The sequence below is a fragment of the Helicobacter sp. T3_23-1059 genome, assembly GCF_053654515.1.
On sequence record NZ_JBSIUV010000003.1, the window covers coordinates 97,805 to 109,959 of the forward strand.

15 protein-coding genes and 1 pseudogene are annotated in these 12,155 nt (G+C 36.9%); 10 read left to right on the forward strand and 6 right to left on the reverse strand.

The features are described 5' to 3' along the window. The first annotated feature begins 34 nt into the window (after window positions 1–34). From ACWIX0_RS01710 to ACWIX0_RS01745, 8 genes are all read left to right on the forward strand, one after another. The gene (locus ACWIX0_RS01710; protein ID WP_454171408.1) at window positions 35–1,024 is read left to right on the forward strand and encodes a radical SAM protein; all 990 of its coding nucleotides are present in this window, start codon (window positions 35–37) and stop codon (window positions 1,022–1,024) included. A gap of 81 nt (window positions 1,025–1,105) precedes the next feature. Continuing rightward, the gene (locus ACWIX0_RS01715; RefSeq protein WP_454171410.1) at window positions 1,106–2,104 is read left to right on the forward strand and encodes a hypothetical protein; all 999 of its coding nucleotides are present in this window, start codon (window positions 1,106–1,108) and stop codon (window positions 2,102–2,104) included. A 75-nt stretch (window positions 2,105–2,179) separates the two neighbouring features. Next, window positions 2,180–3,013, forward strand: a complete 834-nt coding sequence (locus ACWIX0_RS01720) for a capsular polysaccharide synthesis protein (protein ID WP_454171439.1) — start codon at window positions 2,180–2,182, stop codon at window positions 3,011–3,013. A gap of 9 nt (window positions 3,014–3,022) precedes the next feature. Further along, window positions 3,023–3,451 (forward strand): capsular polysaccharide synthesis protein, encoded by a 429-nt coding sequence (locus ACWIX0_RS01725; RefSeq protein WP_454171412.1) that lies wholly within the window; start codon window positions 3,023–3,025, stop codon window positions 3,449–3,451. Further along, window positions 3,414–3,869 (forward strand): hypothetical protein, encoded by a 456-nt coding sequence (locus ACWIX0_RS01730; protein WP_454171414.1) that lies wholly within the window; start codon window positions 3,414–3,416, stop codon window positions 3,867–3,869. The genes ACWIX0_RS01725 and ACWIX0_RS01730 overlap by 38 nt, the downstream gene beginning before the upstream one ends. Before the next feature lie 2 nt (window positions 3,870–3,871). Next, window positions 3,872–4,030, forward strand: a complete 159-nt coding sequence (locus ACWIX0_RS01735) for a PIG-L deacetylase family protein (RefSeq protein WP_454171415.1) — start codon at window positions 3,872–3,874, stop codon at window positions 4,028–4,030. Between the two features lie 37 nt (window positions 4,031–4,067). Then, window positions 4,068–4,217 carry a hypothetical protein gene (locus ACWIX0_RS01740; protein WP_454171417.1) on the forward strand — a complete coding sequence of 50 codons (150 nt, stop codon included), beginning with the start codon at window positions 4,068–4,070 and terminating at the stop codon, window positions 4,215–4,217. A gap of 39 nt (window positions 4,218–4,256) precedes the next feature. Continuing rightward, window positions 4,257–4,586 (forward strand): PIG-L deacetylase family protein, encoded by a 330-nt coding sequence (locus tag ACWIX0_RS01745; protein WP_454171418.1) that lies wholly within the window; start codon window positions 4,257–4,259, stop codon window positions 4,584–4,586. Between the two features lie 42 nt (window positions 4,587–4,628). On the opposite strand, the gene ACWIX0_RS01750 is transcribed toward ACWIX0_RS01745, so the two are convergent. The 6 genes and pseudogenes from ACWIX0_RS01750 to metK all read right to left on the reverse strand — a co-directional run bounded on the left by ACWIX0_RS01750 (window position 4,629) and on the right by metK (window position 9,595). Beyond that, window positions 4,629–5,468 carry an FkbM family methyltransferase gene (locus tag ACWIX0_RS01750; protein WP_454171419.1) on the reverse strand — a complete coding sequence of 280 codons (840 nt, stop codon included), beginning with the start codon at window positions 5,466–5,468 and terminating at the stop codon, window positions 4,629–4,631. Between the two features lie 27 nt (window positions 5,469–5,495). Continuing rightward, complete coding sequence (locus ACWIX0_RS01755; RefSeq protein WP_454171421.1) at window positions 5,496–6,287, reverse strand: radical SAM/SPASM domain-containing protein; 792 nt, start codon at window positions 6,285–6,287, stop codon at window positions 5,496–5,498. 339 nt (window positions 6,288–6,626) lie between these two features. Continuing rightward, window positions 6,627–6,716 (reverse strand): annotated as a pseudogene (locus tag ACWIX0_RS01760) (IS1595 family transposase); the annotation flags it as partial. Window positions 6,717–6,876: 160 nt separating this feature from the next. Continuing rightward, on the reverse strand, window positions 6,877–7,458 hold the full coding sequence (locus tag ACWIX0_RS01765) for a hypothetical protein (RefSeq protein WP_454171423.1): 582 nt from the start codon (window positions 7,456–7,458) through the stop codon (window positions 6,877–6,879). After that, complete coding sequence (locus ACWIX0_RS01770; protein WP_454171425.1) at window positions 7,446–8,042, reverse strand: beta-ketoacyl synthase N-terminal-like domain-containing protein; 597 nt, start codon at window positions 8,040–8,042, stop codon at window positions 7,446–7,448. The genes ACWIX0_RS01765 and ACWIX0_RS01770 overlap by 13 nt, the downstream gene beginning before the upstream one ends. 389 nt (window positions 8,043–8,431) lie before the next feature. Continuing rightward, window positions 8,432–9,595, reverse strand: coding sequence for a methionine adenosyltransferase (metK, locus tag ACWIX0_RS01775; protein ID WP_454171427.1), 1,164 nt, complete (start codon window positions 9,593–9,595; stop codon window positions 8,432–8,434). A 310-nt stretch (window positions 9,596–9,905) separates the two neighbouring features. On the opposite strand from metK, the gene ACWIX0_RS01780 reads away from it, so the two are divergent. Beyond that, window positions 9,906–10,829 (forward strand): menaquinone biosynthesis family protein, encoded by a 924-nt coding sequence (locus ACWIX0_RS01780; RefSeq protein WP_454171429.1) that lies wholly within the window; start codon window positions 9,906–9,908, stop codon window positions 10,827–10,829. A 461-nt stretch (window positions 10,830–11,290) separates the two neighbouring features. Next, the gene (locus ACWIX0_RS01785; RefSeq protein ID WP_454171431.1) at window positions 11,291–12,043 is read left to right on the forward strand and encodes an outer membrane beta-barrel protein; all 753 of its coding nucleotides are present in this window, start codon (window positions 11,291–11,293) and stop codon (window positions 12,041–12,043) included. Window positions 12,044–12,155: the final 112 nt, after the last annotated feature.

Below are 12,155 nucleotides of genomic sequence, written 5' to 3' on the forward strand. Positions count from 1 at the left end.
TTGTGGCAACAACTAAAATTTTAAGGATAAAGCTATGGAAAAACTAATGGCACAATACAACATAGATGATGTATTTTTCAAACGATACATACAAGAAAACGCGCGACAAAGACTCGGAATGGAGATGCATAAATTTTTATTTTTTAAAGAGGGTAGATTCATAAATCCTATGAAAAAAAATGAGATTTTGCAAAACTATTGCAAGGAAGAATGTGATGATTTCTACAACAAAGGGATTTTAAATATCCCCCAAGTAGAGTTTTGTATCACTACAAAATGCACACTAAAATGCAAAGATTGCTGCGCTTTGATACCTTCATTTAATTCATCTTGTCATATAGATATGTCTTTTGAGGATTTTAAGCTATATTTAGACAGACTTCTTGACAATAATGGGGGGGGGGGGAATGTGAATCTAATCCGCCATTTTGTCATACTAGGCGGTGAAACACTACTAAATCCACATTTGCCACAAATGATAGACTATGCTTGTAAGCAAGAAAAAATCTTTATTGTGCAAGTGATAAGCAATGGCACGATGAGGCTAAAAGATAAACTTCTACAATCCCTAAAATCAAACAATAAAAAATGCTATGTTTCTTTGAGTGATTATTCGATAAATGAAAATCTAAAAAAGATTCTCAAATATGATGAAATAAAAGAGACGCTAAAACAAAACGACATAAAGTTTCAAATGGCTGAAAACAAAGAATGGGTAAGCGAAAAAGGCTTTGCCAAACAAAAAAGTAGCGATGAAGCAACAAGACACAAGATAAAAAAGTGTTTTCGCTCACAATGCAACTGCGTGATGAATGGTAAGCTAGATATTTGCTCAAAAAGTGCTGGGGCTAGGGAGTTAGGACTTTTTGATTTTAAAGACTTTATCGATATAGTAAATTCTACGAATCTAAAAGAGGATTTGATAAAGTTTTATCAAAACGACACTTATGATGCGTGTGGGCATTGTATTTTGTCTGATGAGAAAATAAATCCTGCGATTCAAGAGGTGGCAAAAAATGGATAGAAATAACATAATAGCTACTGAAATTGGGGGGGGGGGCGAGATGATGCCTGCCATAAAACTTATGGAGTAATTATCCCTTGGGTGTATTATGATAGTGGATTGGCGTGGATTTTTAGTGTCGGTATAAATATGATTGCGGAGGCAATAAGGCTTGGATATACGCCAATAATTGATATGCAACACCACGACAATCAATATTTCAAAGATGGACGAAAATTTAAAGATAATGTTTGGGAGTATTATTTCAAGCAACCTTGCGGGGTAAATCTTGATAACATTGCAAGGATAAAAGATAATGCTCAAATTAGAATTTTTACACAAGATTATTTCATAAGAGGCGAATATGTCCCTATAAAAGTGCCTAGAAAAAAAGATGAAGCGGATAATTTTCCGCATAAAGCTATTATCGGTAAGTATTTTGGTTTGAGCGATGAAGCAAAATCCTTTGTCGATAAAAATATAATTAGAGCATTTGGTAAAATTGGCAAAGATGAAAAAGTGCTTGGGATTTTGTGTAGGGGAACGGACTATGTATATAAACGCCCATTTGCACACAAAATACCTGCCACACCAGAACAACTCATCAAAGAAGCAAAAGAACTCAAAGAAAAATTTGGCTACACAAAAATATATGTCGCTACGGAGGATTTGGATGTTTATGATAAATTTAAAAAAGAGTTTGGCGACTTAATGCTACCAAATACACAATATATGTATAGACGATATAAAAATGCGGATACGAAGTTTTTAGCGGAAGTAAAAATAGGGCGTGAAAATCATAACTATAGACTAGGTATGGAATATCTAGCATCTATGGTTATGCTATCAAAATGTAGATTTCTTATAGCAAACTGCCGATGTGGTGGGCTTGATTTTGTTTCTACTTTTTCAAATTTTTATCAAAGTATGGATTTTGTGCATATTTGGGATATAGGCAATTACGGCGTATGCAAAAAAGTAAAATATAACAATATCTTTGAAAGGCTATTTTCAGTCAAAAATGAGCAAAATGAAAATATTGTCCGCAAGGTTGTTACGCTATTTGGGCTAAGGATTAAGCTTAAAAAGAAAATCTTGTAAATTTTTAGATAATTTAGTTGTATCGTGTGTCGTTTTGTTGTGCCATTAAGCTAATATAAATCAAATAATGCTAAAATTTCGATTAGTTATATTAGTGTCAAGGAGAAAACAATGAAACCAACAATTTTCACATTTTGGGCTGACAAAAACAAAATGCCTGAGTATATCAAAATGTGCATTGATAGCTGGAAAAAGCACTTGCCAGACTATGAGATTATCATTTTGGATTATTCAAATTTAGATGAGTATATTGGCAAAGATTTTTACGACAAGATTTTGTTTGAAAAATTTACCATTTTTCAGCAATCTCACGCCATTAGAGCCGCCGTGCTTGAAAGATATGGCGGGATTTGGCTAGATGCTTCCACTATCGCTACAAGCCCAAATATAGAGAATCTTTTTGATGATAGAGCTGAGCTAAATATATTTGAGTATAGGATAGCTTGCATAAAAGCCAAACAACACGCCAAAATCCTAAAAAAATGGATTCGTGGGATTAGATTTAATCTTTTTAAATATAAGCATTTATTTGACTTTTATTTCAAATATTTTCCTTACCAAACGCGCAATATGCTTGATTGGGAGTATCTTAGCAATAGGATTCTAAGAAAACTACTCAAAACAAAAAACAAAAATTTACTAAACAACATAAGCATAGCAGAGTCAAAAACCCACCCTGATATTTTGTGGGATAGACAATGCAATCGCAGAAAATTTGAAAAATATCCTAGCGAAGGATTTAATCATTTTTATATCAAAAATGATTTTAGCGACTACGCAAAAGCAAATAATAATGGACTAATCATCTTAAATCACTCGTGGATGCCTAGAAAATACGCCACTTTCACAAGAGATGAGATTTTGCGACAAAATAATACTTTGTCAAAATTATTATCTGAAAATATATAAGGAACAGATTTGGACGCAGTAAGCACACAGCAAAATCAACACAAAAGGATTTTTACCTTTTGGGAACCATCCCAAAATATGCCCCCTTATATCAAATTTTGCATAGAAACTTGGCGCAAATTTTTGCCCGAATATGAAATAATCATTGTAGATTACTCTACGCTTGATAGATGGCTTGGGAGGGGATTTTTTGATGAGATTTTGTATAGTGATTTTTCTTTGCCTATGCAGGCTGATGCGATAAGGTGTGCGCTTTTGCACCGATATGGTGGGCTTTGGCTAGATTCGGATACTATTATTACTTCAAATGATATAAGAAAGATTTTAGAGATTCAAACAGAAGTTGTGATGATTGATTCTCATTTGGCATTTATCAAAGCAACTATTGGGGGGGGGGGGGGTGAACTACATACTAAAATCTTGGCTTATAGATATTAAAATCGCATTAAAGATTCATAGGCTAAAAATAACCAAATTTCACAAAATTTTATGGCGTTTAGTAAATCGCAAAAAACACCGCATAGCAAAAAGGCTTGGGCAGTGGGATTATATCGGTAATAGCTTGTTGAGTAGATATTTGAAAACAAAAAATGGATATGTGAAAATCAATAGAGATAAAATCAATGCTTTGCCAGAAAATGAATATCTCAAAGATTCGCAATATATTATTAGAAATTATCAACATTTTTATTTTGAAAATGATTTTTCGCTAGAAGTGATGAAAGAGACAAAAGGCATAATCTTACTGCATAATTCTTGGACTCCACAAAAATTTCTCACAATGAGCGAAAAAGAATTTTTAGAGCAAGACAATACACTTGCAAACATTTTGAAAATCATCTTAAAGAAGGAATAAAAATGGACTTTATAACAATAAAACCAAATGACAAATGCTTAGTTTTAGCCCCACACGCAGATGATGAGAGTATCGGCTGTGGTGGATTATTGCTAAAATATCCAAATAATTTTGAAGTCGTAGTTTTGACCGATGGTGGCAAGGGGGGGGGGCAAAAATGATAGTGAATAATCTATCATTGCGACAAGGCTTAAAGAGTTGCAAGAAACGATGACTTTTGCCAAAATCAAAACCTATCGCAATTTGATGATAAAAGATAGGGAAGTGCATAAAAATTTAGACAAAATCGATACTCTAAATTTAAAGCAATATGACTATGTTTTTGTGCCAAATGGCTATGAGATGTAAATAGACCATCACCCTATTTTGTCTTGTGTAAAGCGGATTTTGAGATTTTGGCAAAAGACAAAGATAATTGCCTATGAAGTGTGGTCGCCATTGCCAAATCCAAACTTGTATTTAGATATTAGTGATATTGTAGAGAAAAAGCGTGAGTTAATTTCGCATTATAAAAGCCAAATCAAACACAACGACTATGCAAACAAAGCCATATCGTTAAATCATTATCGAGGCTTACGCGTTGGATTGCAATATGCAAAAGCGTTTTTGATGGAGCAAACTTTTGCTCAAAAATTTGGCTTTTGTATCGTAAGGACTGAAAAAAGAGTGTTTGTAAAATTTCTTGGGATAAAAATTAGGATAAAAAAATACAAATAGCAAAAGAAAATCATTTGCTAATTTAAAATGTAATTAGAAATTTTATTCCCAATCCAAATAAATATTTGTGATATTTTTATCCGCGATTTGTGCCTTTAATGCGGATATTTTCGCATTTGGATTGTCAAACAATCGCTCGTGGGTTTCTACCATAATATACTCGACATTTTTATGCAAATCTTGCGCGATAAAGGCGTCTAACACTTCAAATTCCGCGCCTTCAATATCTAGCTTTATAAAGTGAATCTTGCCGTGCTTTGCGACAATCTCACGCACAAACGCACAAAAATCAATCATCTCCACTTCATAGCCACTACTCTCTTGTGTCTCTTCGCAATAATTTGTCCCAAACTCCACGATACTTGCACCTTGACTTACCATATCATCAAGCAAAGTATAAAAAATTGTTTTCGCATTTTTAGTCGCAATCGCAGATTCACTCAAAATAAAACGCGGATTGTCTTTGTAGAGATTGCGCAAAAACGCGCAAAGATAGACATTTGGCTCAAAGGCATAGACACTTCCGCCACAAGCAAGGGCAATATCGCTAAAAACGCCATTATGGCAACCGCCATCGATGAAAATTAGCGATTCGCCATTTTGGCAACGCAAATAAAAATCATAGAAAATTTTGTGGTATTTATAGGCAATATGGGCTCGATTTAATAAGAATCTAAACGCATAAAAACTTTGATTAGAATCTAATCTATGATTTTTTCTCATTACATCATAAAATACATTTAAGTCTTGTTTTGAAATAGTTTGATTGAATCTACCCTCAACAAAATTAGCAAATTTTGTGCTTTTCACATACTCAAAAATTTTCTTATTACAAAAGAAAATCTCGCGCCTACCATTGCTATGATTTACTTTTTTAAACATAATCCATCCTTTTATTTTAAAATGTGTTTATGTGCAATATTCACAAGGTGCGTATTTAGGCACATTGCTCATCAAATCTTTGCGCATTTTTATAAAGCGTTCATTCATAAATAAGTCAAATATATCACTTTTATTTGCATCGCCAAGTATAAAATTTTGATGAGATTTTTCATCGCTACGCATATTACAACAGGGCATCACAAGTCCATTGTAATCGATATAAATCTCGTGCAACGGCGCATAGCAAGGATATGTTCGTTTCTTTTTGTTAGATTCCAATGTCCCAGCGCGATTTACCATCTCTGCGTCTGGATTCCAGCATTGGTAGATTATGTCTATGCCTTTATAGAGTAGTTTTAATTCATATCTTGCTATATCATTGCGGGTAATTTTGTATTGTAGCCCTAATTTACGCGCTTTTGCCTCCATTGCTGTCTCTACGCTCTTAATATCAAATTGTTTATTTTTCTCAAAATAATAAGACATTACTATGAGTGTAACACCTGCATCGCGTAGCGCGTCTAAATATGCTCTATCTAAATAATCGCCATTGGTATAAATCCCAAGCTTTGCGCGTGGCAGTGCACTTCTAGCCTGTTTTACGCGCTTTAAAATTAAATCTTTATTTGCCAAAGGCTCATTAAAGCGATGAAAATTAAACAATTTATCATAATCAATTTCTGCTAGATTATTTATGAGTTTTAGATAAGTTGCCTCTGGTAATTCTATGCTTTGAGACTTCCTATCGATAAGAGAATTAGGACAAAACCAACATTTACGATTACAAAAAGATGCGATTTCTATTTCGATTATACGCACATTTTGCTTGAAAATTTGCTTTTTTAGCTATCTATCATTATTGGGGGGGGGGGGCGTTATAAGGTTAGCATATTGTCCCAAAGCTATATATTGGGATTTATCCAAAGCTTCTAATATTGTGTTCCTAAAATCACGCCTATATTTGCTTATAGGTATCCACCTTGCATATTTTTTGACTTTGTCTCGTGCGTTTTCAACAATATCAATAATATCAATAGCTCCTTAATTTTTCAAAAACACAAAGATGAAACATGGGATTATAACATACTCAAACTTAAAAGTAAAGTGAAGCAATAAATTCTCTTTTTTGATTCCACTAAATTTAGTAAGCCTATGTTAATCATAACTACACAAGCTTTGAATGCCTTTGATATGATTTTTGCCTTTTTTAAACTCATTTTTAGAGTGCTTGACTCGATAATGATCCTTTATCTAACGGCTTACCTTACGAGTATATGGAAGTAAAAAAACAATGGTTTTTGCCTGCTTCTCTATCTATTTTGCCTCACACTCTCTTTGTGCCCAAAATCTATATCAAAATCCCTGCGTTCATCTATTTTTATCTCGTCTTGCGTTTTTTGAGATTTTCTCACACTCTTTTAAAAATCAGCGAAGTATTTATCCCGCCAAATGCAAAATTATTATTCATCACAAAATCTGTGTTTATTGATTTTGGTTCGCGCAAATACCCCAAAGAAGCGCAAGATTTATCCACCTCTTTCAAATTTATCGTAGGATAAAAAAGATTATCCCTCATCATCTCTATACTAGCGATACTCTCTATGCTACCGCACGCCCCAAGCGTATGCCCTAGATAGCTTTTTAGCGAGCTAATGGGGATAGATTCCCCAAAGACTTCATTTGTCGCTTTTGCTTCGGCTATATCTCCCCATTGCGTAGCGGTAGCGTGGGCATTTACATAGCCTATTTGGTTAGGGCTTAGCCTCGCATCTTTTAGGGACATTAGCATTGCTTGCTTCATCGTTTCACTTTGTGGGTGGGTGCTATGCGCCCCATCACAATTGCTGCCAAATCCCACCACTTCAGCGATAGGCACTCCTCCTCGTTTTTGTAAGCTAGATTCACTCTCTAGCACGACATATCCCGCCCCCTCTCCTATGACTAGCCCATCTCTCGCACTATCAAAAGGTGCGGGGGTTAGCTTAGGCATATCGTTTTTTTGACTTGTCGCGTAGAGAAAATCAAAAGTGTAGGCTTGACTAGGGCATAGCTCTTCAGCTCCCCTGCTATCATAGAATCTATAAGCCCAAATTTTATCGCCTCATACGCCTGCCCTATGGCGACACTCCCGCTAGCACACGCACACGAAGTGGGGATAACGCGCCCATTTAGCCCATAAAAAATAGCGATATTTGCAGCGGTAGTGTGGGGCATACATTTTATGTAAGTATTGGCATTGCAATTATGAGGCAATCCTAAAAACATTTTTGCTAGCTGAAGTGTAGAATCTGTGCTACCCGTGCTAGAGCCACTTGCTACGCCCATAGAGCCGTTTTGGCATTCTTGGTTTATTTCGCCATTTTGGGCTAATCCTGCGCTTTGCAATGCTAGCCCTGCGGCTTCTATGGCATAAAGAGAGATTGTGCCACAGCTTCGCATTTGTTTCCTGCTCCAATGACTTGGCGGAGCGTAGTTTTTTATCGGGCAAGCAAGTTTTGAGCGCAATTCTTTGTGGATTTCCCACTCTTTTATGTAAGTAGTCGCGTTTTTGCCCTTTGCTAGATTGTCTCTCATCTGCGCCCACGACTTGCCAAAAGCACAATCGCCAAAGCACTAAACACTACCAAAGAAATTTGTACCCATTTTGGAATCCTAAATATTTCTTGCCATTCCTGCCTTTTTGTCATTGTCTATTCCTTATCATTTTTTTAAATAAATGTTGCCCAAAATTTTTATCCTAAAATTTTGCAAAATCTTAGGATAAATTTTAATCAAAAACAAAAACCACGCATTATACAAAAAAAACAATCACAACAAATCAAAAAGTGGATAAATGCAAATCAAACAAATGCCACCCCTACATTAAAATGCAATAAAATTTGACAAAACTCAACAAAATGCAACAAAATGCAACCTACCCTTTTTAAATGCCATTTTAAACGGCTAAATTAAGCTAATAAATATTATTTAATCTTACAAAAATCCCTTATTGCTTCGATTTTGTCGGTTTTTTCCCAGCTAAATTCACTTAGTTCGCGTCCAAAGTGTCCATACGCTGCGGTTTTGCGATAGATTGGGCGAAGCAAGTCAAGCGATTCAATTATGCCTTTTGGTGTGAGGCGAAAGGTGTTTTTCACGCATTCAGTCAGCACAGAATCTTCCACTTTACCCGTGCCTTGCGTATCTACCAAAATCGATACAGGCTCTACCACGCCGATAGCATAAGCGAGTTGCACCACCGCTTTGTCGCATACACCACTTGCCACGAGATTTTTTGCCACATAGCGAGCCGCATACGCCGCGCTTCTATCGACTTTGCTAGGGTCTTTACCGCTAAATGCACCGCCTCCGTGCGGACAGCTCCCGCCATAAGTATCCACGATAATCTTGCGTCCTGTAAGCCCCGCATCGCCTTGCGGTCCGCCGATGACAAATTTGCCTGTGGGATTGACAAAGTAGCGGATATTATCGCTTAGATATTCGCGTGGCAGGACTTTTTGGACGATTTCCTCTATCACGGCGTCTTTTAAGTGATTTTGCGCAGTCTCAGGGCTATGTTGTGTAGAAATCACAATCGTATCAATCGCTTTTGGCACGCCATTTTCATAGCGCACGGTTACTTGAGATTTGCCATCAGGTCGGAGAAACGGCAGAGTGCCGTCCTTGCGCTTTGCTGCCAAACCTTCTGTCAAGCGGTGTGAGAGCCAAATAGGCAGTGGCATAAGGCTAGGCGTCTCCCTACACGCATAGCCAAACATAAGCCCTTGGTCGCCAGCACCGATTTCGCCATCTTCCCTATCCACGCCTTGATTTATATCAGGGCTTTGCTCGCCTATGCCATTTAGCACCGCACAGGACTTGTAGTCAAAGCCATATAGCGCGTCTGTGTAGCCGATGTCTTGCACTACTTCACGCGCGATGTCTTGCATAGGTGCGTAAATGCTCGTCTTTAGCTCACCTGCAATGACGCAAAATCCATTGCTTAGTAGCGTTTCGCACGCCACACGCGCACTTTTATCGCGCCCTATGATATAGTCTAACACCGCATCGCTGATTTGGTCAGCCATTTTGTCTGGGTGTCCCTCTGTAACGGACTCGCTTGTGAAAAGAAAAGATTTTGTCGCCATTTGGATTCTCCTTTTTTATTGGTTTTTAGCATAACATTTGCCAAAAAGTATCATAAAAAATAACAAACTCATATTGTGTTTATCATTTTTTTCAAACTTTTGCCCGTAATGCTAACCAAATTTTATAAATAAAATGCACAAACACAATATGAGTTTGCGCAAAAAATCTACAACATATCGCTTTTAGATTTTGTATAAAAACTTATGCTAGAATCCACAATTTTATGCGCTTGCAAAATGTGCGCTCGCAAAAATCCATACCAAAATCCACGCAAAAAATCTACACCAAAATCTACAAAAAGGAAGCAAAATGATACAAATCGCTCATAGCCCCGATGCTGATGATATTTTTATGTATTATGCGATAAAGTTTGGGTGGGTGGATACAAATGTCAAATACGAAAATATCGCGCTAGATATAGAAAGCCTAAACCGCGCTACAATCGATGAAATCTATGATGTGAGTGCGATTTCTTTTGGGCTATATCCGCTTGTGAGAGAATCTTACGCGCTTTTGCGCACGGCGGTTAGCTTTGGCAATGGCTATGGACCAAAGCTAGTAAGACGCAAAGACAAACAACTAAAGCATAATTTCAAAGTCGCCCTAAGTGGCAAATACACCACAAACGCGCTACTTTTTGGCATAGCTTATCCGCAAGCCCGCGTAGTGTATAAAAATTTTTTAGAGATAGAATCAGCTGTGCTAAATGGCGAAGTCGATGCAGGCGTGCTAATCCACGAATCGATTTTAGATTTTAGCGATGAGCTAGAAGTGGAGTGTGAAATATGGGATATATGGCACAATCTATCAAACGACATCGCAAAAGAGTCCTTTGCAAAGGATTTAGAGGGGCTGTGGGAGCAAAAGGATTTGAGCGAAAATGAATGTCTGCCACTGCCACTAGGCGGTATGGCTCTGCGCCGCTCCCTCCCGCTAAATCGTGCCATAGAGGTAGAATCTATCCTCACAAAAGCCGTGCAAATCGCCACAAATAATAAACCCTTGCTTTGCTCTATGCTTTTAGGACGCAATCTTATCCGCGTAAATGCCGACAAACTAGACACCTATCTAAATCTTTACGCAAATGCAGAATCTATCTCATTAAGCAAAAAGCAGATTTTAGCACTAAATGTGCTTTTTGCGCTTGGCTACAAACACGGCAGATACGACAAAGCGATAAATGCGGAGGAGTTTTTTATCCCGCGTGAATATGTGGATTTGCGAAATAGCTAAGCACTTTGCGTAAATGTTTTGATTTTGAGTAACCGCCTTGCTTTGGGTAAAATGCTCTGATTTTGCATAATTACTTTTCTTTTCTTTGCTTTGCTTTTGTTTTGCGTAAATGCCTTACTTAAACAACCACTTTACTTGCAATAACTTCCCTGTAATAACAACAAAAACCACACAATAGAATCTAAAATATCTTAGATTCTAGCCATTCATAATGCCAAAAAACATTCTTATAAAATCTTTTTTACAAAATCTTTCTTGCAAAACCTTCCCCCCTTTTTTTTACATTTTCAAACATTCATAAAACCTCTCATAATTTCTTACAAAACAAGATTTTTTTAAAAATTTAAAATTTTTTTTTTTGCTTTTAAGCAAAATTTAAAAAGGGGGGGGGGTAAAATACGCACTTGTTTTTTTGAAAATTTGAAAAAAAAACAAAAAAATCTAAGTAAGGAGAAATGACAATGAATATGTCAAAAATTTTAAAAATAGCCATAGCATCAAGCGTGGCAAGCGCGCTGGCTAGTCAAAGCGCGTTAGCAGAGCAAAGCGGAGTCATCATAGGAGCTGAAGTAGGATATGGTGGGGCTAGCGTGCGAGATTATGTCTCATATAGTGAGACGGTCATAGGCACAGCTCAAACATATAATAGCAGTTGGACTACCAAATATGACGGCGGAGGCGTAAAATACGGATTTATCGTTGGTTATAAACATTTTTTCACGCCAAAACTTGGCTTAAGGGCTTATGCAAATATCTCTGCTATGCACCCCTCTTTGACTACTAAAGAAAATGTAGCAAATCAATGGAAAAAAGTAAGCGCGACAATGCTAAATTATGGTGTGAATGTGGATTTTTTGGGGAATTTTATATCGCTAGAAAAGATTGATTTTGGTGGGTTTGTAGGGCTTGGGCTTGGCGCAAACACTTGGCTAGGAAAAAGCATAGATGATTATCAAAAATTTATCGATAGCGATGGATATGGCTGGAAGCTAAATAAAACAGGGTTTGATGTCGCGCTAAATGTGGGACTAAGGGCAAATATCGCTAAATATCACGGCATAGAGCTAGTGGCACGAGTGCCATTTGTCGCTACAACGATACTAAACAAAAGTGCCACAAATGCGCAAGAAGGCTATAACACAGAGCGAGAATTTCGCAAAGACAATCTGCATAATCCATATAGCATTAGTTTGCGCTATGTGGTTAGCTTTTAAATCGCTTAAATCTTTGTCCTTACGCTTAAAAATGACAAAGATTTTGTGCGCAGTGTCGTGCTAGCCTTATAAGCGCAAACTACCCCTGCAAGCGAAAAATGAAAAAATATTT

What these genes read in the sequence shown, in the direction of transcription:
- ACWIX0_RS01710 (WP_454171408.1), top strand. Translation starts at nt 35, where the DNA reads ATGGAAAAACTAATGGCACAATACAACATAGATGATGTATTTTTCAAA.
- ACWIX0_RS01735 (WP_454171415.1), top strand. Translation starts at nt 3,872, where the DNA reads ATGGACTTTATAACAATAAAACCAAATGACAAATGCTTAGTTTTAGCC.
- ACWIX0_RS01750 (WP_454171419.1), bottom strand. Translation starts at nt 5,468, where the DNA reads ATGTTTAAAAAAGTAAATCATAGCAATGGTAGGCGCGAGATTTTCTTT.
- ACWIX0_RS01765 (WP_454171423.1), bottom strand. Translation starts at nt 7,458, where the DNA reads ATGCCTAAGCTAACCCCCGCACCTTTTGATAGTGCGAGAGATGGGCTA.
- ACWIX0_RS01770 (WP_454171425.1), bottom strand. Translation starts at nt 8,042, where the DNA reads ATGAGAGACAATCTAGCAAAGGGCAAAAACGCGACTACTTACATAAAA.
- metK (WP_454171427.1), bottom strand. Translation starts at nt 9,595, where the DNA reads ATGGCGACAAAATCTTTTCTTTTCACAAGCGAGTCCGTTACAGAGGGA.
- ACWIX0_RS01780 (WP_454171429.1), top strand. Translation starts at nt 9,906, where the DNA reads ATGATACAAATCGCTCATAGCCCCGATGCTGATGATATTTTTATGTAT.
- ACWIX0_RS01785 (WP_454171431.1), top strand. Translation starts at nt 11,291, where the DNA reads ATGAATATGTCAAAAATTTTAAAAATAGCCATAGCATCAAGCGTGGCA.